The organism is Micromonospora vulcania (genome assembly GCF_042658605.1).
GTDB classification, from domain to species: Bacteria; Actinomycetota; Actinomycetes; order Mycobacteriales; family Micromonosporaceae; genus Micromonospora; species Micromonospora vulcania.
Genome location: NZ_JBHSQS010000007.1, coordinates 302,914 through 329,052, shown reverse-complemented (window position 1 = coordinate 329,052; position 26,139 = coordinate 302,914). Strand labels below are relative to the sequence as shown.

Here is a 26,139-nt window from a genome sequence, read left to right as displayed (position 1 = left end):
GAGCGGCCCCTCCGCGCGTCGGCCGTTCAGACCGACTGGCGCTCGCGGACCAGGTCGAGCATCTCGGTCACCGAACCGGCCGGATCGGTGACCGGGAACTGCACGGCTCGGATCACCGCCGTCGGGTCGATGAGCAGGGTCAGCCGCTTGAACCGGGTCATCCCACCGGCCCGGAAGACCGGCAGCAGCAGCCCCGCGCCGAGCCGGCCGTCCTGGTCGGACAGCAGCGGGAAGGGCAGCTCCGCGTACGCGGAGAAGTCGGCGAGCTGGTCCGGCCGCTGGGTGCTGATCCCGTAGACCCTTACACCGGCCGCTCGGAAGTCCGGGTATCGGGTGGCGTAGGTGGTCGATTCCAGGGTGCAACCCCGGGCACCGGGGATCTCCGCCCAGCCCGGCGGGTAGGCGTTTGCCTGCGGCGCGTACGCCCCGGGGAAGAGGTAGAGGACGCTCCACGCGTCCGTCGCGGCCACCGCGACCGGCTGACCGTCGGGGCCGGGCAGGACGATCTCGGGCAGCCGCCGCCCGACCAGCTCGTGCACCCGGCGCGCCTCGGCAGAGTCGGCGTCGGCGGTCGCGGTCAGCTCACCGTCACTCATCAGATGCCTCGTTCCCCAGTCCTGTAGTGCGATCAGCACCGGCAGCAGCCCCGCACCCTTGGCCGTGAGCAGGTAGTCGAAGCGCGGTGGGCGCTGGGAGTACGCCCGACGCTCCAGCACACCGTGCTCGACCAGCGCGGCGAGGCGTTCGGTCAGCGCCCGCCGGCTGACACCCAGCTCGCGCTGCAACGCGTCGAAGCGGGTCGTCCCGCCAGCGACGTCACGCACGATGAGGAACGTCCACCAGTCCCCCAGTACGCCGAGCGCCTGCGCTATGCCGCAGTCCGCATCGGCAAGATCCTCTCGCCGCACCCGCTTCCTCCGTCCTTCCCCGCACGACTATAGTCCGTTCCAGTTTGGAACGCACTGGCACGGCGAACGGGGGCAGGCGACATGAACGTCGGTGAGCGGGCCGGGGTGTTCTGGCGGTGGTGGACCGCCGGCACGACCAGCATGGTCGGGTCGGCGGTCGGCGCGGTGGCCCTGCCACTCACCGCGCTCACCGTGCTCGACGCCACGGCCTTCCAGATGGGTCTGATCGCCGCGGCCAGCTACGTCGCGTGGATCGTGATCGGCCTGCCCGCCGGCGTCATCGTGCAGCGCCTGCCGCTGCGCGGCACCCAGGTGGGCGCCGACCTGGCCCGTGCCCTCGCCGTGGCGTCCATCCCGCTGGCCTGGTGGTGGGGCCACCTCACGGTCACCCACCTGGTCATCGCGGCGCTCGTGGTCAGCTTCGCCAACGTGCTGTTCGACGTGGCCAACTCGACCTTCCTGCCCAGCATCGTCGAACGCGAGCAGTTGCAGTCGCGCAACAGCCTCACCTCGGCCACCCACGCCGCCACCCTGCTCAGCGGCCCGTCCCTCGGCGGCCTCGCCGTGCAGGCACTCGGCGCGGTGCCCACCCTGCTCGTGGACTCGGCCAGCTACCTCGTGTCGGCGGCGCTGCTGCGTACGCTCCCCGCGAGCCGCGTCGACACGCCGGACCGCTGGCCCCCGATCGGTGACCTGATCCGCGAGGGCTGGCGCTTCGTGACACGCCACCCGGTGATGGGACCGAGCATGTGGGCCGCGACGGCGATGAACTTCGTCTGCGGCGCACAGTTCGCGCTGCACCCGCTCTACCTGGTCCGCGACCTGCACGCTCCGGCCGGACTGGTCGGAATGCTGCTCGCCGTCGAGGGCGTCGGCGCGTTGGTCGGCGCGGCGCTCACCAACCGGATCACCGCCCGGATCGGCACCGCCCGCGCGCTGGTCGCCGCCGGGTTCACCACGGTCGCCGGAGCGTTCCTGATCCCGTGGGGCACCGGCTGGTTGGCGTACGCCGCATTCGCCACCGGCAGCATCGTCTTCTCCCTCGGCACGGTCGTGCTCAGCGTGACCACCCGCACCTACCGGCAGATCGCCAGCCCGCCCGACCTGCTGTCCCGGGTGATGGCGACCGTCCGCTTCGTCTCCTGGGGCGCCATCCCGGTCGGCGGGCTGGTCGCCGGCACGCTGGGCGGCCCGCTCGGTGCCCGCGCCACCCTGTTCGTCTTCGCGGCGACCCTGGTGAGCGCCCCGCTGGTGCTGCTCCTCTCCCCCGTCCGGCACCTGCACGACCTCACCGACCACGACCGGGACGAGCCGACGCGGTCGGCCGCGCCACCGGTCACCGTCGGCGGTCGGTGACCGCGCCACCGGACCAGACGCTGTCGGCCACCCGGCCGACGAGGGCCAGGCCGCTGCGTACGTCGCGCCGGCCGGGCGTACCACTGATCGTCGGAGGGCTGTGCCAGGCTGTCGGGCGTGGCACACCGATCCCCGATCCTGCTGATCGACGCACCCAGCCTCTACTTCCGGGCCTACTTCGGCATTCCGGAGTCCGCCGCCCGTGCCGAGGACGGCACCCCGGTCAACGCGGTACGCGGCTTCCTCGACATGATCGCCACCCTGATCCGCGGGCGCGGCGCGGACCGGATGATCTGCGCGATGGACTACGACTGGCGCCCGGCGTGGCGGGTCGAGCTGCTGCCGTCGTACAAGGCGCACCGGGTGGCCCCGCAGGGTGGCGAGGTCGTTCCGGACACGCTCTCCCCGCAGGTGCCCATGCTCCTGGAGGTGCTGGCCGCGGTCGGCATCACCGTCGTCGGCGCGACCGGCTACGAGGCCGACGACGTGCTCGGCACTCTGTCGGTGACCCAGCCCGGCCCGGTCGAGGTGGTCTCCGGCGACCGCGACCTGTTCCAGCTCATCGACGACGCCCGACCCGTCCGGCTGCTCTATGTCGGGCGTGGCGTCTCCAAGCTCGACGACTGCGACGACGCCGCGGTACGGGCCCGCTACGGCGTGCCGGCCGACCGGTACGCCGACTTCGCCGCGCTGCGCGGCGACCCCAGCGACGGCCTGCCGGGAGTGCCCGGGGTCGGCGAGAAGACGGCCGCCCGGCTCATCGAGCGTTACGGCAGCATCGCCGGCATCCTGGCCGCGCTGGACGACTCGGACTCGTCCTTCGCGCCGGGGCTGCGGGCCAAGCTGGCGGGCGCCCGCGACTACCTGGCCGTCGCGCCGACGGTCGTCCGGGTCGCCCTGGACGTACCGCTGCCGGAGCTGCCCACGGCGCTGCCGACCGCCCCGGTCGACCCGGACCGGCTGCTCGAACTCGCCGGGACGTGGAACCTGGCCGGCTCGGCCCGCCGCCTGGTGGACGCGCTCGCCGCCCGCGCCGACGCCTGAGCATCCCTCGGCCGCGCCCCGCTAGCGTTCGGTTGGCTTGGCGGGGGCCCCGCGCCCGGGCAGGTATTCGATCGGCGAGCCGGTCCGGCCGAGGCCGGCCTTGCGGATGCGCAGCGACCGGTGCCGGAACTGGGATCGGTACGCCGACGCGCTCAGTCCGTAGTGGGCCTTGAACCGCCGGGCGAAGTAGTTCTGGTCCGGCCAGCCCACCGACTCACCGATGCGGTGGATCGGGTCGTCGGTGTGCAGCAGCCGGGTCGCGGCGACCTCGACGCGGTGCCGGGACAGGTAGGCCATCGGTGGCAGCCCGGTCGCGTTCTTGAACAGCCGGATCAGGTAGCCGGGTGCGAGGTGCAGGGCGGCGGCCAGCTCGGTGAGGGTCCACTGGTGTTCCGGGCGAGCCTCCATCATCCGCATCGCGTCCAGCACGGCGGCGTGCGTCTGGCCCTGACCCGGGGTGGTGTCCTGGGCGACGGCCCGGGCCAGGCTGCTGAGGAACAGGGCCAGCCGGCCGACGATGTCGCCGTGGTGGGTGCTGACCGGCCGGTTGCGCAGTGCCTCCAACTCGTCGAGGTGGCTGGTGCACTCGGCCAGCGCCTCCGCGCCGAGGTGCGCGGTCAGGATGCCGCGCCGCTGCTGGGCGTACGGGCCGGCCCAGAGCAGGTAACCCAGCAGCGGATCCTGGCGCGTCCAGCCCAGCTCGTTCTGGAGCAACTCGGTGGCGAAGCAGCAGTTGTACATGTCCAGGCGCCGGCAGTCCTCGTAGCCGTGCCACACCCCCGGCCGTAGCAGCAGGACGTCGCCCACGGCCAGCTGCTGCCGACCGGCGAGGCTGTGGTGCACCCCGGTGCCACCGCACATCACCGCGACCTCGACGAAGCTGTGCGTGTGCGTCAGGTGCACGCCCTCGTGCAGGTAGTGGCCCGCGAAGGCGACCACGCCGTCGGCGAAGTGGACCAGCTCCCGGGTGTTCTCGACCGGCAATTCGAGCATCGGCTCACCCTAGGGCTGTGGTGAGTTTCGTGCTACCACGAGTGCACTTCGGGCTATGGCCTGACCTGCCCCGGCCGCAGGATCGGTGGGACAGGCGAAACCTTCTGGCCATGACTTCGAAACAAACGTCCCACCCCCCGTTCACGCCGGCTTTTGAATCGTTTCACGATGAGGAGTGTCATGCCCCGCGCCGCCGCACCCACCGGCCTCCGCTTCGAGCACGGCCCCGCCTTCGGCATCGGCGTCCCCGCTCCGCGCCTGTCCTGGCAGGTGCCCGACGCCGACCCGGGCTTCGAACAGTCCGCGTACCAGGTCGAGATCGACGGCGAGGCGGTCACGGTCGAGTCCGCCGAACAGATCCTGGTGCCCTGGCCGGTGGCCCCACTGCTGTCCCGGCAGCGCCGCACCGTGCGGGTCCGGGTACGCGGCGGCGACGACTGGAGCCCGTGGAGCGACGCGGTGGTGGTCGAGGCGGGGTTGCTGTCCCCCGACGACTGGACGGCCCGCTTCGTCAGCCCACGCGAGATCGGCGGGTACGGCGACCCGGCGCCGCTGCTCGGCGGCACGATCGACCTGCCGGCCGGCGCGGTCCGCGCCCGCCTCTACACCACCGCGCACGGGATCTACGTCGCCCACCTCAACGGCCGGCGGGTCGGCACCGAGCACCTCGCACCCGGTTGGACGGCGTACCGGCACCGGCTGCGCTACCAGACGCACGACGTGACCGACCTGCTGGTGGCCGGCGAGAACCGGCTCGACATCCTGCTCGGCAACGGCTGGCACCGCGGACGGCTCGGTTTCCAGGGGCAGCACGCGGTCTACGGCGACCGGTTGGCGGCGCTCGCCCAGCTCGAGGTGACGACCGCCGACGGGACGACCCGCGTGCTGGCCACCGACGGCTCCTGGACCGCCCGGGAGAGCGAGATCGTCGCCGACGACCTCTACGACGGACAGCGCACCGACCTGCGCCGCTCCTCCGGCGCACGGTGCCCGGTCGACGTGCTCGACGCCGACCTGGGCCTGCTGGTCGCGCCGGACGGCCCGCCGGTGCGGGTGACCGACGTCCTGCCCGCCGTGGCCGTGACGACCTCGCCAGCGGGCCGGACCCTGGTGGACTTCGGACAGAACGTGGTCGGCCGGGTCCGGCTGCGGGTGCGGGGCGCCGCCGCCGGCGACGAGGTGGTGGTCCGTCACGCGGAGGTGCTCGAGGACGGCGAGCTGGGCGTACGCCCACTGCGCACGGCCAGGGCCACCGACGCGTATGTGCTGGCCGGACCGGAGGAGGTGACGCTGGAGTCGGAGCTGACCTTCCACGGCTTCCGGTACGCCGAGGTCACCGGCGTACCGGATCTGCGGGCCGAGGATCTCGAGGCCGTGGTGATCGGCTCGGACCTGCGCCGGACCGGTTGGTTCGAGTCATCGCACCCGCTGCTCGACCGGTTCCACGAGAACGTCGTGTGGGGCATGCGGGGCAACTTCGTCGACGTGCCGACCGACTGCCCGCAGCGCGACGAACGACTCGGCTGGACCGGCGACATCCAGGTCTTCTCGCCGACCGCGAGCTTCCTGTTCGACAGCGCCGGCCTGCTCACCGGCTGGCTCGCCGACCTCGCCGCCGAACAGCAGAAGGACGGCTCGGTGCCGTACGTCATCCCGGACGTACTTCGCCAGCCGGGGCCGGCGACCGCAGCCTGGGGCGACGCCGCCACCATCGTCCCGTGGGTGCTCTACCAGCGCTTCGGCGACCGCGGGCTGCTGCACCGCCAACTGCCGAGCATGCGGGCCTGGGTGGACCGGATGGCCGCCCTGGCCGGCGACGACCTGCTCTGGGCGGGTGGCTTCCAGTTCGGCGACTGGCTCGACCCGACCGCGCCACCCGAGGACCCGTTCCGGGCCAAGGCCGACCCGGACGTCATCGCGACCGCCCACCTGGCCCGCTCGGCGGAGATCGTCGCCCGGGCCGCCGAGGTGGTCGGCGACGACGAACGCGCCCGCGAGTACGCCGACCTGGCCGAACGCGTCCGCGCGGCGTTCGCCCGCGAGTACACGACCCCGGGCGGACGGGTGCTCGGCGACGCCCCCACCACGTACGCCCTGGCCCTGCAGTGGGCGCTGCTGCCCGACGAGCGGCAGCGGCGGCGGGCCGGTCGTCGACTGGCCGACCTGGTCCGCATCGCGGGCTTTCGGATCAGCACCGGCTTCGTCGGTACGCCGCTGATGACCGACGCGCTCACCGACGCCGGCGAGCCCGAGCTGGCGTACCGGCTGCTGTTGCAGACCGGCTGCCCGTCCTGGCTCTACCCGGTGACCATGGGCGCCACCACGGTCTGGGAGCGCTGGGACAGCATGCTGCCAGACGGGACGATCAACCCCGGCGAGATGACCTCGTTCAACCACTACGCCCTCGGCGCGGTCGCCGACTGGCTGCACCGGCGGGTCGCCGGACTGGCCCCGGCCGCACCGGCCTACCGGCGCATCGAGGTCCGACCGCTGCCGAACGCCCGGTTGACCCGCGCCGCGGCGCGGCACCTCACCCCGTACGGCGAGGCCGCGGTGGCCTGGGAACGCGCGGACGGCAGGCTGCGCCTGGAGGTCCGGGTGCCGGTCGGCGCGACGGCGGTCGTGCACGTGCCGGGCGACGGCGAACCCGTCGAGGTACGCCACGGGCGGCACGAGTGGACGGTGGACGACGCGTACGCCCAGGAAGCCCCGCTGCCCGCGGAGCCGACCATCCGGCAGGTGATGGACCACCAGAGCACCTGGGACCTGATCGTGGCCGCCGGCCGCAGCGCGGGCGTCGCGGCCGACGAGGCCGCGATCGCCGCCCGCCTTGAGCGCTACCTCGACGCGCCGGCGAGCGACCTCGTGGACGCCGTCACCGCCGGCGGTTTCATCCCGGGCGCCGAAGCCCTGCGCGCCCAACTGCCCTCCCTCCGATGATCCCGACAAGGAGTTCCTCGATGCGAAAACTAGCGATAGCACCGGCCGTCCTGGCCACCGCCGCGCTCCTGCTCGCTGGTTGCAGTGCCGGCAGCCTGGGCTCCAGTGACGACTCCGGCGGCAAGGTGGCCCTGTCGTTCCTGGTCGACAACACCCCGCAGACGGTCAAGACCGGCGAGCAACTGGCCAAGGACTTCACCGCCAAGAACCCGGACATCACCGTCAAGGTGGAGACCCGTCCGGCCGGCACCGACGGCGACAACATCGTCAAGACGCGGCTCTCCACCGGCGACATGACCGACGTGTTCATGTACAACACCGGCTCGCTGTTCCAGGCGATCGCGCCGCAGAAGAACCTGGTCCCACTCAGCGACCAGCCCTACATCGGCCAGCTGGACCAGAACTTCGTGACGACGGTGACCTCCGCCGACAAGGTCTACGGAGCGCCGTGGGGCGGCTTCATGGGCGGCGGCGTGCTCTACAGCCGGCCCGTCTACAGCAAGCTCAGCCTCCAGGTGCCGAAGACCTGGAGCGAGTTCATGGCGAACAACGCCCGGATCAGGGCTGCCGGGACCGACCCGGTGATCCAGACCTACCAGGAGACCTGGACCTCGCAGCTGCTCATCCTCGCCGACTTCCACAACGTCTCGGCAACCGAGCCGGACTTCGCCGCCAAATACACGAAGAACCAGGCCAAGTACGCCACCTCGGCGGCCGCCCGGCAGGGCTTCGAGCACCTCCAGGCGATCCACGACGCCGGCTACCTGAACAAGGACTTCGCCTCGGCGAAGCTGACCGACGGCCTGCGCCAGCTCGCCCAGGGCACCGGCGCGCACTACCCGACCCTGTCGTCGACCCTCGCCCAACTGCTCGCCGACAACCCGGGCAAGGAGAACGACATCGGCATGTTCGCCATCCCGGGCACCGACGCCAGCAAGAACGGCCTGACCGTGTGGTCGCCGGCCGGCGTCTACATCCCGACCACCACCACCGGCGCCAAGCTGGACGCGGCCAAGAAGTTCGTGGCGTACGTCGCCAGCCCGGACGGCTGCGCCTCGCAGACCACCGCCTCCACCCCCACCGGCCCGTACGCGGTCAAGGGCTGCACCCTGCCGGCCAGCGTGCCGCAGGCGGTCAAGGACATGCAGACCTACATCGACGGCGGCCAGTCCAGCCTGGCGCTCGAGTTCCTCTCCCCGGTCAAGGGCCCGGCACTGGAGCAGATCTGCGTCGAGGTCGGCTCCGGCATCCGCAAGGCCGGCCCCGCCGCCGCCCTCTACGACGAGGACGTCAAGAAGCAGGCCCAGCAGCTCGGACTCGAGGGCTGGTAGGCACCGTGGCCACGACCTCGGTCCACGCCCCCGCCCGACGGAGCACGGCCCCGGCGGCGACCGCCGCCGGGCGCCGGGCCCACAGCCCCTACTCGAACTGGTTCTACCTGCCGGCCGCCCTGATCTACGGCGTGCTCTTCGCCATCCCGACCCTCACGTCGTTCTACTTCAGCCTCACCCGCTGGAGCATCTTCGACTCACGGTTCATCGGGCTGGACAACTACGTCACGTTCTTCCGCGAGCCGGCGCTGATCTCGGGCCTGACCCACACGCTCATCTACGCGGTGGTCACCTCGGGGCTCAAGGTCGTCCTCGGGCTGCTGCTGGCGGTGCTGCTGACCTCGCAGATCGTCGCCCGCGGCTACCTGCGCTCGGTGGTCTTCTTCCCGGTGCTGGTCAGCACCATCGGCGTCGGCCTGACCTTCACCGTGCTGATGAACCCCGAGCGGGGCCTCATCAACCAGGCGTTGAGCGTGCTCGGCGTGGACGGGCCGGGCTGGTTGACCGACCCCCGGTACGCACTGCTGTCGGTCGCCCTGGTCGACGTCTGGAAGGGCGTCGGCCTGGCCACCCTGATCTTCATCGCCGGCATCGTCTCCATCCCGCAGGAGTACTTCGAGGCCGCCAAGGTCGATGGTGCGAGCTCCTGGGACACCTTCCGGCGGATCGTGCTCCCGCTGGCCCGGCCGGCGACGGCGACCGTGATCCTGCTGTCGCTGATCGGCGGGCTGCGCTCGTTCGACCTGATCTGGGCGATGACCCGCGGAGGGCCGGGCTTCACCACCGACGTCATCGCCTCGGTCATCTACAAGCAGTACCAGGCCGGGTTCTACGGCCTGTCGACCGCCGGCAACGTGGTGCTGTTCCTCGTGGTGACCGCGATCGTGGTGCCACTGTCGCGCTTTCTGAACCGTAAGGAGGTCGAGCTGTGAGCGCCGCACACGCCGTCCGGCGCCGGCCCCGGCGCAACCTCACCCTGAGCGTGCTCGCGATCCTGTTCTCCACGGTCGTCTTCGTCGTACCGTTCGCGTTCGTCCTGTTGACCGCCGTCAAGGACCAGCAGCAGTCCTCGCTGCTGGACTTCTCCTGGCCGCGCCACTTCCAGGGCGTGCAGAACTTCGTCGACGTGGTCGAGGCCCGCGACTACATGCTGATCATCGCGTTCATCAACAGCACCATCCTCACGGTGTGCAGCGTGGCCGGGATGGTCATCCTCGCCGCCATGGTGGCCTTCGTCCTGCAACGCCGACGCAGCCGGTGGAACGGCCTCGTCACCATGCTGGTGCTCTCCGGGCTGATCATCCCGCCCGCCGTGGTGCCGACGATCTGGGTGCTGCAGAAGCTCGGTCTGTTCCGCACCATGCCGGGGCTCATCCTCGTCGAGATCGCCTTCGGCCTGTCGTTCTGCGTGCTGCTGTTCCGGGCGTTCATCGCGACGATTCCGCGTGAACTCGACGAGGCGGCGGTCATCGACGGCGCCGGCCCGCTGCGGTTGTTCTTCCGGGTGATCTTCCCGCTGCTCAAGCCGGTCGTGGTGACCGCCGTCGTGGTCCAGTCGGTCTTCGTGTTCAACGACTTCACGTACCCGCTGTACTTCCTGCCCGGCGACCAGAACGCGACCGTGCAGCTCACACTGTTCAACTTCTCCAGTCAGTTCAGCACGCAGTACAACCTGCTGTTCATGAACATCCTGCTGATCACCGTCCCGCCGCTGATCATGTTCCTGTTCTTCAACCGCCAGATCGTGGCGGGCATGACCTCGGGCGCCGTGAAGGGCTGACCCCGCGGGCGCCCCGACATCCGAGGCGCCCGCGGGAACAGGGCCCGGGCTCACCGTCCGACCGGGGCCGCGCGCCTCCTCGGCGGCGGTGGCAGGGCCGCTCGGTCGACCTTGCCGTGCCGCGTGGTGGGGATCTGCGCCAATCCGACGATCCGCGACGGCACCATGTGCTCGGGCAGCCGCTCGGCGAGGTACGCGCGCAACGCCGACTCGTCGACCTCCTGCCGGGGGCCGGCCGCCAGGACCACGTACGCCACCAGGGACCGCGCGTCGCGCAGCACGACGACGGCGTTGTCGACCAGGGGATGCCGCCGCAGCGTCGACTCGATCTCACCCAGCTCCACGCGCTGACCTCGGATTTTCACCTGGGTGTCGATCCGACCCAGATAGTCCAGGTATCCCTCGGCCGACCAACGGACCAGGTCACCGGTGCGGTAGACCCGCTCCCGGTGGCCCGCCACCTCGGTCTGGACGAAGCGCTCCGCGGTGAACTCGGGACGCCCGGCGTACCCCCTGGCCAGGCATGCTCCACCGAGCAGCAGCTCGCCCGCGACGCCCGGAGCGACCAACTCGCCCTGCTCGTCGACGACGTAGGCGGACACGTTCGACAGCGGACGCCCGATCGGGACCGTGTCCCCCAGCTCCGGACGGCGGCACTCCCAGGCGGTGACGTCGATGGTCGCCTCGGCCGGACCGTACATGTTGTAGACCGACGCCTGCGGCAGGACGGCGGTCAACGTGTTCACCAGTTTCGGTGGCAACGCCTCACCGCCGCAGAGAACCACCCGCAGTGATGCGCACCGTCCGACGTCCGGCTCGGTCACGAACAACGCGAGCATGGACGGCACGAAGTGCACCATGGTCACACCGTGGCGGACGATCAGCTCCACCAGCGCCTGCGGGTCGCGGTGCGCCTGCGGCGGCGCGACGACCAGGCTGCCGCCCGCCAGGAAAGCCAGCAGCAGCTCCCACATCGACACGTCGAAGGTGTACGGCGTCTTGTGCAGCAGCACGTCGCCGGGGCCGACCCGGTGCACGTCGAGCATCCCGACCAACCGGTTGGCCAGACCCGCGTGGGTCACCTCGACACCCTTGGGCTCCCCGGTCGAGCCGGAGGTGAAGATGACACAACACAACCCGTCCCGCACGTCCGACCCGGCCACGTACCGACGCCAGTCGACCGGCGCCGCCGGCGGGGCCCCGGTGCCGCCGATCGACGCGCCGGCGAGGGAGCGAACCGGCGTCGGATGCCCATCCGGTGGTGACTCGGCGCCGTCGACCAGGAGCAGGGCGGCGTGCGCCGACTCCAGCATCGCGCGTTGCCGGTGCGCCGGGTGCTGTGGGTCGACCGGCAGGTACGCCGCTCCGGACAGGAGCACCCCCAGCACCGCGACCACCAGCTTCGCCCCGCGCGGCGCGCACAGCCCCACCACCGCACCCGGCCCGACGCCGTCCGCCGCGAGTCGTCCGGCGACCAACGCCGCGGCGTCCAACAGCTCCCGATAGGTCAGCACCGTCCCGCCACTGCGCACGGCGATGGCATCCGGCGTGCGCAGCGCCTGGTGACAGATGAGTTCGTGCACCGGTACGGGTCGCTGCGGCGTCGGGTCGGGGTTGAAGCCGAGCAGCGTCTCACGGTCACGTCGGCTGATCCGTTGGCTCACTGGTCCACCACCTGCGCCGCGATGGCCGCCGGGGTCGGCGCCTCGGCGAGTTCGGCCATCGCCACCGAGACACCGAACCGGCGCTGCACCTGGGAGAGCATGCGGATGAACAGCAGCGACTGACCGCCGAGCATGAAGAAGTCGGAGTCGGCGTCGACCGTGTCCACCCCGAGCAGGGACCGCCAGATGTCGATGACCTGCCGGAGTACGTCGTCCTGACCGTGCTCCGGGTCGACCGGTCCGTCCGGCTCGCGTACCGGGTCGGCCTGTGCCGGAGCGTCCAGCCAGTGCCGTTCGGGCGCGAAGGGGTAGGTCGGCAGCGGCACCCGGACCGCCTCGGTACCGGCCCGCACACCGACCCAGTCCACCTCGACCCCGGTTGCCCAGAGCGCGCCGACGCCGCCGAGCAGGTCACCGCGCCGGGGCTGCAACGCCACCATGGCCGCCTGCCGCGCCGGTGGGATCTGTCGGACGCTGCCGATCAGCCCCGTGCCCGGCCCGACCTCGACGAAGACCACGTGTGGACGACTCATCGCGGACTCCACGGCGGCCTGGAAGCGGACCGGGCTGCGCAGTTGGTCGGCCCAGTAGCCGGGTGGACGTCGTGCGCCCCGGGGCAGCAACCGGCCGCTGACACTGCTGAACACGTCGAGCGTGGCCGCGCGCGGCTCGATGGTCGCGGCCATCGCGTCGAGTCGCTCGGCCGCCGCGTCCATCATCCGTGAGTGGAAGGCGCGCTGCGCCGGCAGCACCCGATGCAGGACACCGGACCCGTCCAGCCGTTCCCGCAGCCGGGTCACCGACTCGACCGGCCCGGAGGCCACGATCACCTCGGGCGCGTTCACCGCGGCGATGTCGAGGCCGTCGAGGTCGGCGAGGTGGCGGCGTACCACGGGCTCTGCGGCGAGTACGGCGACCATGGCGCCCTCCGGAGCCTCCTGCATCCGTGCCCCCCGCTCCACCACCAGCCGCAGCATCGTCGCAAGGTCGAACTCCTCGGCGAGGCAGGCCGCGGCGAACTCCCCGACCGAGTGGCCGATCAGGGCGGCCGGCCGAACCCCCCAGGACAGCAGCAGCCGACCGAGGGCGTACTCGTGCAGCACCAGGGCCGGCTGGGTGAGGTCGGTCCGGTGGACGAGCCCCTGCGGGTCAGCGCCGATCAGCAGCTCCCGCAGATCGACGCCGAGCAGGTCCCGCACGATGGCAGAGCCCTCGTCGATGTCGGCCGCGAAGGACGGGTACCGCCGGTAGGGCCACGCGGCCATCCCGGGAGCCTCCGCGCCCTGGCCGGGAAGGAGGAACACCAGGGCCGGCCGGCGCAGCGCCGTACGACCGGGGGTGACCGCGAGGGCCCGTGCCACGCCGTCCGCGTCCTGAGCCGCCACGGCGAGGCGGTGGGTGAAGTGGCGGCGGTGTTCCCGCGTGGTCGTCGCGACGTCCGACAGCCGGAGGTCGGGTCGGTCCCGCAGGTGCGCGGCGAGACGGTCGGCCGCGGCCCGCAAACCCTCGGCGGTACGCGCCGAGACCACCACGACCTCCGGCCCCGCGGCCGTACGCGCCGGCTCGGGCCGCGCGGCCTCGGCCAGGACCACGTGCACGTTGGTGCCACCGAGCCCGAACGAGCTCACCGCCGCGCGGCGAGGCTGCCCGGGGGTCGCGGTCCAGTCGCGGGCGACGCTGTCCACGGTGAACGGCGTCGAGGAGTCGAGCAACTCCTGCCTCGGCTGCTTGAGCCCGGCCAGCGGTGGGATCTGCCGGGTACGCAGCGCGAGCACCGCCTTGATCAGACCGGCCACGCCGGCGGCGGCCGACAGGTGCCCGATGTTGGCCTTGGCGGACCCGAGTGAGCAGTGCGCCTGGCCGTCGCCGAACACCTCGCGCAGCGCGGCCAGCTCGATCGCGTCACCCACCTCGGTCGCCGTCCCGTGCGCTTCGAGGTAGCCGATCGTCGAGGGATCGACGCCGGCCGCCCCGTACGCGCGGGCGAGCACGTCGACCTGGCCGGCGACACCGGGCGCCGTGTAGCCCACCTTCACCGCGCCGTCGTTGTTGATCGCCGAACCCGAGATCACCGCGTGGATCAGGTCGCCGTCACGGCGGGCGTCGTCGAGGCGCTTGAGCGCGACCATGCCGACCCCGCTGCCTGGCACCGTTCCGTTGGCGGTGGTATCGAACGGCCGGCAGAACCCGTCCGGCGACATGATGCCCTTGGGTTCGTAGAGGTAGCCGGACTCCTGGGGGAACCCGACGTACGCGCCGCCCGCCAGGGCCAGGTCCGAGTCCCCGGCCCGCAGGCTCTGGCAGGCCAGGTGTACGGCGACCAGGGACGTCGAGCACGCCGTCTGGACCGTGATCGCCGGCCCGGTCAACCCGAGCCGGTAGGCGATCCTGGTGGCGAGGTGGTCCTTCTCGTTGCCCAGCACCACCGAGAGCAGTCCGTGCTCGCGCAGGATCTCCGGGGTGGCCAGCACCTGTTGTTGCAGGTAGTAGTTGAAGCCCGCCCCGGCGAACACGCCGACGCGGCCCATCGGCCCGTTCGTGACGAGGCCGCCGGCCTCCAGAGCCTCCCAGGCGGTCTGGAGCAGCAGCCGCTGCTGCGGGTCCATGATGTCCGCCTCCCGGGGAGGGATCCCGAAGAAGGCGGCGTCGAAGAGGTCCGGGTCGGCGAGCACGCCACGGACCGGTACGTAGGCCGGGTCGTCCAGCTCGCCGGCCGGCACACCGGCCGCGATCAGCTCACCGCGGGACAGCTGACTGACGGTGACCCGCCCGGCCACGATGTTGGACCAGTACTCGTCGAGGTCGGCCGCCCCGGGGAACCGGCCGGCCATTCCGACGATCGCGATCTCCGGTGTCATCTCGACATCACCGCCACCGTCGTGCGCAGGTGCGTGGCCAGAGCCTGCACGGTGGGGAACCGGTACAGGTCGGTCAACGCGATCGGCCGGCCACCGAGGTGTTCCTGCAGGCGCCTGCGGACCAGGGCGACGGCGAGGGAGTCGCCCCCGACGTCGAAGAACCCCTCGTCGAACCCGAAGTCGTCCGTCCCGAGCACCTCGACCCAGGCGTCCGAGATCAGCTTCTCGAGATCGACCGTGGCCGGTGCGGCGGCGCGCGGTGGCTCGTGCTCCCGCAGGTGGGGCGGTGGGGCGGCCAGCGAGCCCAACGCGCGCAGGTCGACCTTCCCGTTGCGGTCCAGGGGGAATTCGTCCACGGTGAGCCAGCGCTGCGGACGCTCGTACGACGCGAGCACCGGCTCCACCGCGGCCCGAACCTCCGCCAGAACACCGTCCTTCGCCTTGACCGCCGCGCACAGCCGGTCCCCGGCCAGGAACACGACGGCGTCGAGCACCCCGGCCCGCTCCCTGATCCGGCGTTCGACATCGACCAGCTCGACGCGGTGCCCGGCGATCTTCACCTGCCGGTCGACGCGACCGAGGAACCGCAGCCGCCCGTCCGCCCCCCAGCGGACCAGGTCACCGGTGCGGTACTCCCGCTCGCCGCAGCGCGCGGTGAACGACAGGGCGGTCCGCTCCGCGTCGCCCAGGTACCCGTCGGCCAGTCCCCAGCCGGTGGTACGCAGCTCACCGACGGCGCCCGGCGGCACCAGCCGATCGCCCTCGTCCACGACCCACACCCCGGTGCCGCGTACCGGGGTGCCGATCGGTATCGGGTCGGGAACCTCGTACGCCCCGTCGGCGTGGAACACCGTGGTGAAGGTCGTGTTCTCGGTGGGGCCGTACCCATTGGTGACCCGCAGCCCGTGGCAGCGCTGAAGCACTCGCCGCACGTGCGCGGGTGACACCACGCCGCCGCCGGTGAACACCTGCCGGAGGCCGCTGAACGCCTCCGGGCGGTGGTCGGCGACGAGGTGGAACAGGCCGGCGGTCAACCAGGCGTGGGTCGTACCCGAGGAGCGCAGGAAGTCGGCGAGACCGTTCGGGGTCGGTTCGCCCGGCGGGTGCACGACGACCGTTGTGCCGTTCGCCAGCGGCACCAGCAGTTCCAGCGTCGACGCGTCGAAGGCCAACGGGGAGAGACGGAGCATCCGCAGGCCGGCCCGATCGGCGAACAGGTTCTCGTCGTCGGCCAGGCGCAGCACCGCCCGGTGTGCGACGACGACCCCCTTGGGAACGCCGGTGGTGCCGGACGTGAAGGAGATGTAGGCCGCTTCGGCGGGGCCGGCACCGCGGGGCGCCGGTTCGGCGCCCTGGTCATGACGATCGCGGCCCAGCTCGATCGGCGGGCACTGCGCGACGCCCGCGAAGACCGGGTCGTCCGGGGCCCCTCCGATCCGGGCCGCCGGCGCCACCGCGTCCCGGATCTGGGTCCGCCAGCTCGCCGGGGAGGCGGGGTCCACCGCGACGTAGGTCGCGGGCACACCCAGGATCCCCAGCACGGCCACCGCCTCCGCCGCCGACCGCGCGATCTCCAGGATGACCCGGTCGCCCGCCCGCACACCGCACCCGCGCAACGCCTCGGCCTGTGCCACCGAGTGAGCCCGCAGCTCGCGGTAGGTCAACGTCACTCCGGCGGTGGTGTCGACCACCGCCACCGCGTCCGGCTCCTGGTCGGCCTGGCGTACGAACCGGCTCCAGAGGTCGTCACCGGTGTCGAACTCCGCGCCGAGACCGACCGCGCGCAGGTGCCGCCGCTGGCCGTCGGACAGCCCGGCGACCTGACCGAGGTCGGCGTCCGGGTGATCCGCGAATTCCTCCAAGACGGCCTGGAAGGACTCGGCCAGCTCGCCGATGTCCGACGCGGTCTGCGCCGAGGTCGCGTACTCGATGGCAAGCCGGGGCTGTGCGGACCAGGACTGGACGAACAGCAGGGCATCGAAGACCGAACCGTGGCAGTGCCCCTCGTGCACCTGCCATGCCCCGTCGGCCGAGTCGAACTCGTCGGGGACCAGCTCGTGGTGTGCGGCGAAACCGATCTGCGCCACCGGGTTGTGGCTCGCGTCCAGCGTCTCGGCGAGCCCCGTCACCACCCGCGCGAACGGGAGGTCCGCGTCGGCCACCGCCTCGGCGAGCGCGCCCGCGGTGGCGTGGACGTACTCGCCGACCTGACGGCCGTCCTCGATCCGGAGACGCACCGGGACGATCCGCGTGCACAACCCGATGATGTCCTCCATCCCCGTTTCGAAGCGGCCCGCCGCCGCAACGCCGAGCACGAGGTCGACCGACCCGACCCGCCGGGCGACGGCGAGGGCCCAGGCCGACAAGAGCACCGACGTCACCGTGGTCCGGCACCGCCGCGCGAGCCGGTCCACACCCTCGGCGACCGGGGTCGGCAACCCGAACACCACGCGCGCACCCCGCCCGTCGGCCTCGTCGGCCCGGCGCAGATCGGTGGGCAACGTCGCCACCAGCGGCGCGCCGTCGAGGCGGTCCGTCACGCGGGCCAGCGCCGCATCGAGCACACCGGAGGCTTCCCGGGCGGCGAGCCGATGGCCGATCCAGTCCGGCGACGGCCCCTCGGCGGTCAGGCCGCCCGGCCCGTCCCCGCAGAGCCGCGCGAACTCGCGCCACAGCACGCCGACGCTCCATCCGTCGACCAGCGCGTGGTGCACGAGCACCGTCACCAGGGTTTCCTCGCCGACGCAGGTCCGGACGAACACCACGGGTGGCTGCTCGAAGGGACGCAGCAGCTCCGGCGCGCGGTGGCCGTACAGCTCGTGCACCGCCCGTACCGCGTCCACGCCGACCGGCAGGGACTGGTGCAGGAGCCGCGGTGGATGCGAGGGCGGCAGCACGACCCGTCGTACCGTCTGCTGTTCCTCGCTGAACATGGTGCGCAGCGACTCGTGCCGGGCCGTGAGCGCCCGCACCGCGGCCGCCGTCTGGTCGGCGCCGAGCGCGGTCGGCGGCCGGACCGTGAACATCAGGTGGTACGACTGGTCGCGGCCTGCGAGATGCGCCGCGAGCATCGCCTTCTGGCCGGGCAGCAGGTCCCGCGACGCCGGGCCGGCGGCGGGATCGGCCGGCTCCGGCGCGCTGCGCACGAAGTCCGGCGCTCCGGAGAGGGCCTGCGCCAGCGGGACCGCCGCGAGCAGTCGCGCGACGTCGACGTCGAGGGCCAACACCCGCTGGCCGTACGCGGACAGCGCGATCGCCTGCAGGGACGTCCCACCCAGCGCGGTGAACGACTCCTGCGCGCAGCGCGCGCCGGCCTCCTCGACGGGGAGACCGAGCACCTCGGCGATCAGCGGCGTCCAGTCGACGAGTCGGTTGACGGTCATCGGTGCCCGCCCGCGGCAGCAGCCTCGCCCACCCGCTCCGGCGGAGCCTGCCGCGCGATGGCCAGCAGGTCGCCGTACCTGGAATTCTCCAGCACGTGCTTCAGCTCGACGGCCAGGTTGAGCTCCTGGCGGATCAACGTGCTCAGCCGCAGGGCGCTGAGGGAGTGGCCGCCGAGGTCGAAGAAGTCGTCGTCCTCATGGACCGTCTCCACGCCGAGCACCTCGATCCAGAGCTGCTCGAACTCGGCGACCCATGACTCGCCCGGGTGATCGCTCATCACAGATGCCTCTCCTTCGCTGCGGTGGGGATGTCGAGATAGTGGCGAGTGGGGGTGAACGGGTAGCCCGGCACGGGTAACCGGCCACGACCGAGATCCAGTTGCTCGTCCCACGGGTCACCGATGCCCATCTCCCACAGCAGGCCGACGGTGCCCAGCATCTTGTCGAGTCCGTTGGACATCGGCGGGGGCTCGACGTCCGGGTGCGGAAGGACCTGGGTGCCGATCTCCAGCCAGGCGGCGGGGGCGGGATCGATCGCGGGTGGGGCGTACTCCTGGTCGTGCGACTCGTCGAACCTCGCCGCCCAGTAGTCGAGGTCGGTGGCCTGCCCGGTGGTGATCGGCGTGCCGTCGCGGCCGTAGAGGGGCACCTCGGGGGCGGCCAGCGGGACACCGGACGGCGGCCGCCGCATCGCGAGGTCGATCCCGTCCGCGAAGGACAGCACTCCCGCCCCGCAGGCCGAGGCGACGGCGCCGGCGCCCTGCCCGACCATCGCCACCGGGCGGACGCCTCGACGGCGCAGGGTGTCGATCCAGGCCAGCGCGAGGGCGAATCGGCCGGCCCGCTCGCGGGTGTCGTGGTCGGGATGGTCGACCCGGGCCCGGACCTCGGCATAGCCCTGATCGACGATCCTGCGGAAGTGGGGATCGACGTTGTAGGTGTGCGGGCTGCCCGGCAGTCGCCCTCCGCTGCTGAAGAAGTAGGCGACACCCCGCTCGGCGGCCTGGGCGCTCGCCCTGCGTACCGGTCGCAGTGGTTTCAGGTCCTCGTCCGGGGTCCGGATGAGGAAGCCTCGCCAGGGAAATTGGACCCGGCCGGTACGCAGGGTGAAAGCGACGTCGGCGAGGTCCTCCGGCGGCGTCTCGGCGATGAAGTCGTTCACCCGCGTCAGACTCTCGGTGGCCGCCTGCTCGGTCTTGGCCGAGACGAGGATCAGCTCACTGATGGGTCGGCGCCGCCGCCCGGTCCGTACCTTCGGCGGCGCCTCCTCGACCACGACGTGCGCGTTCGTGCCGCCGATCCCGAAGGAGCTCACCCCGGCGCGGCGCACCCCGTCGATGGCCGGCCACTCGGTCGCGGTGGTCGGCACGTAGAACACCGACTTCTCCAGCTCCAGGGCGGGATTCGCCTCGGTGAAGCGCGCCACGGGCGGGATCGTGCGGTGTCGCAGGGCGAGCACCGTCTTGATGAGACCGACCACGCCGGCCGCGGTGTCGAGGTGCCCCATGATCGACTTGAGGGCGCCCAGCGCACACGGGGGTGTGTCGCCCCGGTCGGTGCCGAACACCGACCGCAGCGCGGACACCTCGATCGGATCGCCGAGGATGGTTCCGGTGCCGTGCGCCTCGATCAGCCCGATGGTGTCCGGGTCGACGCCGGCGACCGCGAGCGCGGACCTGATGGCCGCCGCCTGCCCCTCCGGCCCCGGCGCGGTGTAACCGGCCTTGCGGGCCCCGTCGTTGGTGGCCGCGGTCCCGGCGATCACCGCGTGGATGGTGTCGTTGTCGCGTACCGCGTCCTCGAGACGTTTCAGCACGAGGACGCCCGCCCCGTCGGCGGCCACCGTCCCCTGGGCCGAGCTGTCGAAGGTCCGGCACCGGCCGTCCGACGAGAAGATGCCGCCCGGCTCGTGCAGGTGCCCGCGCCTGGTCGGTGGCGCGACCGTGGCCGCGCCGGCCAGGGCGACGTCCGCCTCGTAGGTCAGCAGGCTCTGCACCGCGAGGTGTACGGCGACCAGCGAGGTGGAGCACGCCGTCTGCACGGTGAACGCCGTCCCCTGCAGGTTCAGCTTGTACGCGATGCGGGTCGCGGCGTAGTCCTTGTCACTGGAGATGAGGAGTTGCAGACCTCCGGCGGACTTCACCGCACGGGCGTTGGGCCACAGGATGTCGAGCAGATACACGTTCAGCCCCGTGCCGACGTGCACGGCGATCCGGTTGCCGTCCGGCGCGATCGGTGCATACCCGGCGTGCTCCAGCGCGCCCCACGCGCATTCCAGCAGGACCCGCTGCTGCGGGTCCATGAGGACCGAGTCCTGGGGCGAGTAGCCGAACAACCGGCCGTCGAAGCGGTCGTAGTCGTCCAGGACCGAGCGGGCCGGGACGAAGTCCGGATGGTCCACGGCCTCCTCGGGAACGCCCCAGCTGAGCAGCTGGTCACGCTCGAAGAAGGTCATCGCCTCGACGCCGTTCTCGACGTTGTGCCAGAAGCGGTCCAGATCCCGCCCCGCGCCAGGAAGCCTGATTCCCATCCCGACGATGGCGATCCGGTCCTGCCCCTGCTCGTCAGGCATGCTCTCCCCCTCTGCTGATTCGCCGACGTCGGGCGAGGTCGTCTCGGGCGCGCTTACGTTGCGCGGCCCGGTCGTCGACGAGCGGGGTCTCCGCCCGCCGGAAGTACGCGGCGCAGTCCGCCACCGTGCCGAACCGGAAGAGATCGGTCACCGAGATGTCCAGCCCGATCTCCGCCATCCGTTGCTGCACGGTGATCAGCGCGAAGCTGTGCCCGCCCACGTCGAAGAAGTTGTCGGTCGGTTCGATGTCGGGCCGGCGCAGGACGTCGGCCCAGATGGTCCGGATCCGCGCCGAGAGGGAGTCCCGTACGGGGGTGTCGACCGCCGTCCGTGGCGCGGACGCGGCCGACCTGCTCTCGGCGACCAGCCGACGCGTGTCGACCTTGCCGTTGGCGTTGAGCGGGATCTCCGCAACGACGTGGATCCGGGACGGCACCATGTAGCCGGGCAGCTCGTCGCGTACCGCTGCCCGCAGGTCCCGCTCGCCTCCCGCCGCCGGGCCACACCGCACGAACGCCACCAACTCGTCGGACTCCGCCACGGCGACGCACGCCAGGACGTCGGTCTGGCGGAGGAGGGCGGCCTCGATCTCGGCGAGCTCGACCCGGAAGCCACGCACCTTCACCTGCGCGTCCTCCCGGCCCAGGTAGATCAATTTCCCGTCACCGGCCCAGCTGACGATGTCGCCCGTGCGGTAGAGGACGCCGGGGCCGTAGGGGTCCGGACCGAAACGCGCCGAGGTCAGCTCGGGCGCGCCGACGTACCCCGCCGCGACCAGTTCGCCGCTGACGTAGAGCTCGCCGGGCACGTGCACCCCGGTGGGCCGCAACTGGTCATCGAGCACGTAGCACCGGGCCGAGGGCAGCGGCACCCCGATGTCGCCCTCCCGCACCCCGGTCAGTTCGGCCGCCGGCACCTGGACGATCGTGACGTGGATGGTTCCCTCGGTGATCCCGTACATGTTCACGAACACCGCCGGCATCCGCGCGGGGTCGACCAACGCGGCCACCCGGGACCAGCTCAGCGCCTCCCCGGCCAGCACCACGTACCGCACCGAGGACCGCTCGCGGTCGAGTGTGTCGAAGAACGGCGGCAGCACCCGGTACAGGGCGCCGGGGGTCAGGCTCAGGACCGTCACCTCCTCGGCGTGGATCAGCCGGGCGAGGCGCTGCGGATCGACCAGGTCGGCCTGGTCGGCGATGACCAGCCGGCCGCCCGAGGTGAGGGCACCCCACATCTCCCACACGGAGACGTCGAAGGAGAAGGAGTGGGCGCCCAACCACCGGTCGGTCTCGTCGACGTCCAGGCCGGCCGGGCGCGGATCGCACAGGGCGTTCAGGCCCCGATGCCGGACCTGCACGCCCTTGGGTACCCCGGTCGAGCCGGACGTGTAGATGAGGTAGGCGAGATCGTCCTGCTCCGGGTATGTCGTCGGCACCGCGGGGTCGCCGTCGACCTCGTACGCGTCGAGCAGGGCGATGCCGCGCGGGCCGGCCAACTGCCGCGCCAGGCCGACGGTGTCGGACTCCACGAGCATCGTGCCCGGCTCGGCGCTGTCCACGATCAGATCGAGGCGGTGCCGTGGATACTCCGGGTCGAGCGGCACGTAGACCCCGCCGACCTTCCAGACACCGAGGATCGCGGCGAGCACGGCCGGTGAGCGCCCCAGGAGCAGCCCGACCCGCCCGCCGCCGCCCACGCCGACATCGGAGAGTCCGGCGGCGATCCGGTTCGACCACTGGTCGAGCTCCTGGTAGGTGAGCTCGCGACCACGATGGCGGACCGCGACCGCGTCCGGCGATCGGGTGGCGTGCGCGCAGAACGAGCGCAGCACGGACGGGTGGTCGACCGGCTCGGTGTGGATCGGCGGGTTCCACGTCTCGGTGAGCAACCTGCGTTCGTCGGGATCGACCATGCTCGGCTCACCGTCCGGCTCGGACACGACCGACTTGAGCAGCGCGTGGTAATGCGCCAGCATCCCCGCGACGGTCGTCTCCTCGAAGAGTTCGGTGCTGAACTCCGCCCGCAGGAACGGCGATCGCGTCGAGACGTCGAGCGTCATCGCCACGTCGAACTTCGCGGCGTCGATCTCGACGTCCACCTCGTGCACCTTGAGCCCACCGAAGTCCGGCACGCTGAAGGTGAAGTTCTGCACCGTCAGCATGGTCTGGAACAGCGGCGCGTGACTGAGCTGCCGCTGTTCACCCAGGGCCTGCACGATCTGTTCGAACGGCACGTCCTGATGACCGAGCGCGGTCAGCGCGGTCCGCCACGTCCGCTTGACCAGATCGGTGAAGCTCGGCTGACCGGAGAGGTCGACCCGGATCGGCAGCGTGTTGACCAGGCATCCGACCAGTCGTTCCTCGGCCTCGTCCAACCGGTTCGCCGCCGGGATCCCGATCACCACCTCGGGCTGGCGCGCGTGCCGCGACAACACCCAGGCGTACGCGGTGAGGGCGACCGCGAACAGGGTCACACCCCGGGCCTTCGCCCACTCGGTGAGCCGACGGATCAGTTCGGGGTCCACCGGGCGACGCAGCACCGAGCCCCGGAAGCTCAGCACGGTCGGCCGGGGGTGGTCGGTGTGCAGGGCCAACTGTGGCGCTCCGGCCAGCGCCTGCCGCCAGTGGTCGAGCCTCTTCGTGTTCCGCGACCACATGGCCCGCTGGGCCTCGGCGTACTCCAGATAGGACAGACCGGTCGCGTTGCTGCCCCCGGTGTTGTATTCCTCGGCGAGATCGTCCAGCAGCAGGCCGACCGACCATCCGTCGCAGGCGATGTGGTGCACCAACACCACCAGCGCGTGTTGGTCGGCGTCCCAGGAGGTGATCCAGGCACGCAGGACCGGGCCGGCCTCCAGGGAGAACGGGCGACGGGCCTCGGCGGCCACCAGCTCACGCAGCTGGCGATCCTGGGTGCTCTGATCCACCGGCGCGCTGTCGACCATCGTGATCGCCGGCTCTCCCGCGTCGGAGACCTGTTGCGTCAGCTCGCCGCCCACGATGGCGAAGCAGGTGCGCAGGGCATCATGCTTGGCGACCACCGCGCGCAGGGCCCGGGCCAGTGCCTCCCGGTCGAGAGAGCCCTCCATCCGCAGGGCGAACGCCACGACGTACGCGGGGTTTCCCGGCTGGAGTTCGTTGAGGAAATAGAAGCGCTCCTGCGTGAACGAGGCTCTACCGGTCCGAGTCATGCCGTCCCCCGCACGTCCGCGACGGGCTGCGGTTCCGCGGGCGCGGCGAGCGCCTCGGCGCTGCGTCGGGCGGCCGGGACGACCAGCCAGGCCGCCGCGAGCAGCACCACTGCGAGCGCCGCCCAGCCCCAGAATCCCAGGGCGATGACCAGGCCGGACAGGATCACCGGCCCGACGATGTTCTGCGCCGCGTGATGCAGGTCGAAGGCCCCGAAGTATTCGCCCTCCGCGTGCTTGGGTGCCAGGCCGAAGGCCATGCCCCACGCCGAGGCCGCCTGCAGCACCTCCGCCACCGACAGGACCAGCACCGTCCCGACGATCGCCACCACGGCCAGGATCACGTTGTCCGACAGGGCGGTGACCGACACCGCCGCGCAACCGGCCACGATCCACAATCCGGCACGTCGGCCCGTCAGTGCCGCCCCGGCGACCGTCTCCGCGCCTCGGCTCGCCCGTACCTGGAACAGGATCACGAACGCCGTGTTGACCACCAGCATCAGCGGAACGAGAAACGGCGGTACGGAGGTGCGGTTGAGCGTCCACAGCGGCAGCACGACCATCAGCAGGGTGATGTGCGAGGCCAGGATCGCCGACACTCCCACCACACCCAGGAACCGCAGGTCGCGCACCGCGCCGAAGGGGCGGGGACGGTCGGCCGCCTTGCGGGGGGCGCCCACCGGCAAGCGGGTCACCAGCGCGGCCGCGAGACCCAGCAGCACCGCCGCTCCCACCGGGATCAGCACCAGCAACCGTTCGCTGAGGGCGGCGACCGCAGCGATCCCGATGCCGACACTGAAGCCGATGTTGAACACCGTCCGCATCATGGCGTTCAGCCGGACCCGCTCCCCGTCCGGAATGAGCGTCGCCACCATGGCGTTCTCGGTCGGGCCCAGACCGTAGTCGAGGAACGCGATGAGCATCACCAGGACGTAGAACTCTGTCGCGGAGTCCACCACGGAGTAGAGACCGAAACCGACGGCGATCGCCGCGAAGAGCACGAACAGCAGCGTCCGCTTCCGTACCCGGTCGGCGATCATCCCGAACAGGACCGAGGAGATCAGGCCGGCGAAGCCCGCCGCGGACAGGCCGATCCCCACCTCGGCGGCGGACAGCCCGACGTGCAGGGTGAAGTAGACGACGCTGCCGCTGAGAAAGACCCCCTTCCCCGTCGCACCGGCGAGCCGGATCGCCAACAACCTCCGGCGCAGCGGGTCGGCGGGCATCAGCCGCGTGAGAAGATCCAGCAAGGGAAACCACCTTCCGTGAGAATTGATCAGAGCCCAGCAACAATTCCCGGCATGACCAATTCAGCTCAGCCTGCCGTACGATTGATGCTGATGACTGTCAATAACTGGTCGCCCCCTGGAAAGGGAGACGACAGCAATGTCGATCACATAATCCATACCGATATCGGACTGCCCGCCAGTCCTGGAAACGACAGCGCTGTCATAAACACGCGTGCTCCGCCATGGCCGTCTCTCGACAGTCGCACAACGAGCAGTAACTCATTGTCACGAGAAATTGATGAAGGGGGCGAAACTGCGAGATCACCTCGCATTGCAACAGCTTCTCATAGGCAACTATGGATGTCCACCCTTGTTCTGTTGATCCACCAGGCGTAGCCCGCCCACTTGTCATCATTCGGACGAACGCCCACTCACGCCGCAACGTCACCCGAACCACAAAGGCCCACGGCACCGGCGCCGAGGACGCCGCCTGGCCGTCCCCGATGCGGTCGTCCGGCCCGCCCGGGACGGCGTCGCTACGGCGGAAGGCGTACCCGCGACCCGGCCGCGCCGCCCCTCCGCCACGCCGCGCCAACCAGATAAGCCCTGGTAGCCGGGCCAATGGGTCGGAGGCGAGTCATCGTCCGGCGGTCGCCAACGGCGGCCGGGGCCGAGCCCGCTGCGCCCACACCACGACCACGGGCCGCCAACCGTCGCGGCCCCTTGCCACCCATACCGTTTCGGCAGGAACCCACCGCCGCGGTATTGGATGTTACGGCCGCCTGCGACCAATGACGTGATAGTCCGCCACCAGTTCGTAACCGATGCGCGGGTACCGCCTGTTAATGGTCTGGTTTGCGAGATTGGTGAACAGTAAGAAGTGTGTCGCGA

The 26,139-nt window shown here is 71.4% G+C and carries 16 protein-coding genes; 6 read left to right on the top strand and 10 right to left on the bottom strand.

Annotated elements, in window-relative coordinates:
- Positions 1 to 26 precede the first annotated feature (26 nt).
- On the bottom strand, positions 27 to 908 hold the full coding sequence (locus ACFQGL_RS14520; RefSeq protein WP_377511429.1) for a winged helix-turn-helix transcriptional regulator: 882 nt from the start codon (positions 906 to 908) through the stop codon (positions 27 to 29).
- 81 nt (positions 909 to 989) lie between these two features.
- Here ACFQGL_RS14520 and ACFQGL_RS14515 point away from each other — a divergent pair, with 81 nt between their 5' ends.
- Positions 990 to 2,264 carry an MFS transporter gene (locus tag ACFQGL_RS14515; protein ID WP_377511426.1) on the top strand — a complete coding sequence of 425 codons (1,275 nt, stop codon included), beginning with the start codon at positions 990 to 992 and terminating at the stop codon, positions 2,262 to 2,264.
- Here ACFQGL_RS14515 and ACFQGL_RS14510 read toward each other — a convergent pair.
- Entirely contained in the window at positions 2,245 to 2,388 is a 144-nt protein-coding gene (locus ACFQGL_RS14510) for a hypothetical protein (RefSeq protein ID WP_377511424.1), read from the bottom strand. The two genes, ACFQGL_RS14515 and ACFQGL_RS14510, sit on opposite strands and share 20 nt — an antisense overlap.
- Here ACFQGL_RS14510 and ACFQGL_RS14505 point away from each other — a divergent pair.
- Positions 2,382 to 3,308 (top strand): 5'-3' exonuclease, encoded by a 927-nt coding sequence (locus ACFQGL_RS14505; protein ID WP_377511421.1) that lies wholly within the window; start codon positions 2,382 to 2,384, stop codon positions 3,306 to 3,308. The two genes, ACFQGL_RS14510 and ACFQGL_RS14505, sit on opposite strands and share 7 nt — an antisense overlap.
- A gap of 21 nt (positions 3,309 to 3,329) precedes the next feature.
- On the opposite strand, the gene ACFQGL_RS14500 is transcribed toward ACFQGL_RS14505, so the two are convergent.
- Positions 3,330 to 4,301 (bottom strand): helix-turn-helix domain-containing protein, encoded by a 972-nt coding sequence (locus ACFQGL_RS14500; protein ID WP_377511418.1) that lies wholly within the window; start codon positions 4,299 to 4,301, stop codon positions 3,330 to 3,332.
- Between the two features lie 168 nt (positions 4,302 to 4,469).
- Here ACFQGL_RS14500 and ACFQGL_RS14495 point away from each other — a divergent pair, with 168 nt between their 5' ends.
- From ACFQGL_RS14495 to ACFQGL_RS14480, 4 genes are read left to right on the top strand one after another with little or no spacing between them, the layout of a single operon-like run.
- Positions 4,470 to 7,241, top strand: coding sequence for a family 78 glycoside hydrolase catalytic domain (locus ACFQGL_RS14495; RefSeq protein WP_377511415.1), 2,772 nt, complete (start codon positions 4,470 to 4,472; stop codon positions 7,239 to 7,241).
- 20 nt (positions 7,242 to 7,261) lie between these two features.
- On the top strand, positions 7,262 to 8,572 hold the full coding sequence (locus ACFQGL_RS14490) for an ABC transporter substrate-binding protein (RefSeq protein WP_377511412.1): 1,311 nt from the start codon (positions 7,262 to 7,264) through the stop codon (positions 8,570 to 8,572).
- A gap of 5 nt (positions 8,573 to 8,577) precedes the next feature.
- On the top strand, positions 8,578 to 9,504 hold the full coding sequence (locus ACFQGL_RS14485; protein ID WP_377511409.1) for a carbohydrate ABC transporter permease: 927 nt from the start codon (positions 8,578 to 8,580) through the stop codon (positions 9,502 to 9,504).
- Entirely contained in the window at positions 9,501 to 10,352 is an 852-nt protein-coding gene (locus ACFQGL_RS14480; protein ID WP_377511406.1) for a carbohydrate ABC transporter permease, read from the top strand. Before ACFQGL_RS14485 ends, ACFQGL_RS14480 begins: the two co-directional genes overlap by 4 nt.
- A gap of 50 nt (positions 10,353 to 10,402) precedes the next feature.
- On the opposite strand, the gene ACFQGL_RS14475 is transcribed toward ACFQGL_RS14480, so the two are convergent.
- The 7 genes from ACFQGL_RS14475 to ACFQGL_RS14445 are packed head-to-tail and all read right to left on the bottom strand — an operon-like array spanning position 10,403 to position 25,269.
- Complete coding sequence (locus ACFQGL_RS14475) at positions 10,403 to 12,016, bottom strand: amino acid adenylation domain-containing protein (protein WP_377511403.1); 1,614 nt, start codon at positions 12,014 to 12,016, stop codon at positions 10,403 to 10,405.
- On the bottom strand, positions 12,013 to 14,874 hold the full coding sequence (locus ACFQGL_RS14470; protein ID WP_377511400.1) for a type I polyketide synthase: 2,862 nt from the start codon (positions 14,872 to 14,874) through the stop codon (positions 12,013 to 12,015). The genes ACFQGL_RS14475 and ACFQGL_RS14470 overlap by 4 nt, the downstream gene beginning before the upstream one ends.
- Complete coding sequence (locus tag ACFQGL_RS14465) at positions 14,871 to 18,257, bottom strand: non-ribosomal peptide synthetase (RefSeq protein ID WP_377511397.1); 3,387 nt, start codon at positions 18,255 to 18,257, stop codon at positions 14,871 to 14,873. The genes ACFQGL_RS14470 and ACFQGL_RS14465 overlap by 4 nt, the downstream gene beginning before the upstream one ends.
- On the bottom strand, positions 18,254 to 18,535 hold the full coding sequence (locus ACFQGL_RS14460; protein ID WP_377511394.1) for a phosphopantetheine-binding protein: 282 nt from the start codon (positions 18,533 to 18,535) through the stop codon (positions 18,254 to 18,256). The genes ACFQGL_RS14465 and ACFQGL_RS14460 overlap by 4 nt, the downstream gene beginning before the upstream one ends.
- Positions 18,535 to 20,829 carry a type I polyketide synthase gene (locus ACFQGL_RS14455; protein ID WP_377511391.1) on the bottom strand — a complete coding sequence of 765 codons (2,295 nt, stop codon included), beginning with the start codon at positions 20,827 to 20,829 and terminating at the stop codon, positions 18,535 to 18,537. The genes ACFQGL_RS14460 and ACFQGL_RS14455 overlap by 1 nt, the downstream gene beginning before the upstream one ends.
- Positions 20,822 to 24,022: a non-ribosomal peptide synthetase gene (locus ACFQGL_RS14450; RefSeq protein ID WP_377511388.1), complete on the bottom strand. Its 3,201-nt coding sequence runs from the start codon at positions 24,020 to 24,022 to the stop codon at positions 20,822 to 20,824. Before ACFQGL_RS14450 ends, ACFQGL_RS14455 begins: the two co-directional genes overlap by 8 nt.
- Positions 24,019 to 25,269, bottom strand: coding sequence for an MFS transporter (locus ACFQGL_RS14445; RefSeq protein ID WP_377511385.1), 1,251 nt, complete (start codon positions 25,267 to 25,269; stop codon positions 24,019 to 24,021). Before ACFQGL_RS14445 ends, ACFQGL_RS14450 begins: the two co-directional genes overlap by 4 nt.
- Positions 25,270 to 26,139 lie beyond the last annotated feature (870 nt).

Excerpts from the sequence above, each read along its gene's own strand:
- ACFQGL_RS14515 (WP_377511426.1), top strand. The coding sequence starts at position 990 with ATGAACGTCGGTGAGCGGGCCGGGGTGTTCTGGCGGTGGTGGACCGCC.
- ACFQGL_RS14500 (WP_377511418.1), bottom strand. The coding sequence starts at position 4,301 with ATGCTCGAATTGCCGGTCGAGAACACCCGGGAGCTGGTCCACTTCGCC.
- ACFQGL_RS14495 (WP_377511415.1), top strand. The coding sequence starts at position 4,470 with ATGAGGAGTGTCATGCCCCGCGCCGCCGCACCCACCGGCCTCCGCTTC.
- ACFQGL_RS14490 (WP_377511412.1), top strand. The coding sequence starts at position 7,262 with ATGCGAAAACTAGCGATAGCACCGGCCGTCCTGGCCACCGCCGCGCTC.
- ACFQGL_RS14470 (WP_377511400.1), bottom strand. The coding sequence starts at position 14,874 with ATGACACCGGAGATCGCGATCGTCGGAATGGCCGGCCGGTTCCCCGGG.
- ACFQGL_RS14465 (WP_377511397.1), bottom strand. The coding sequence starts at position 18,257 with ATGACCGTCAACCGACTCGTCGACTGGACGCCGCTGATCGCCGAGGTG.
- ACFQGL_RS14460 (WP_377511394.1), bottom strand. The coding sequence starts at position 18,535 with ATGAGCGATCACCCGGGCGAGTCATGGGTCGCCGAGTTCGAGCAGCTC.
- ACFQGL_RS14455 (WP_377511391.1), bottom strand. The coding sequence starts at position 20,829 with ATGCCTGACGAGCAGGGGCAGGACCGGATCGCCATCGTCGGGATGGGA.
- ACFQGL_RS14450 (WP_377511388.1), bottom strand. The coding sequence starts at position 24,022 with ATGACTCGGACCGGTAGAGCCTCGTTCACGCAGGAGCGCTTCTATTTC.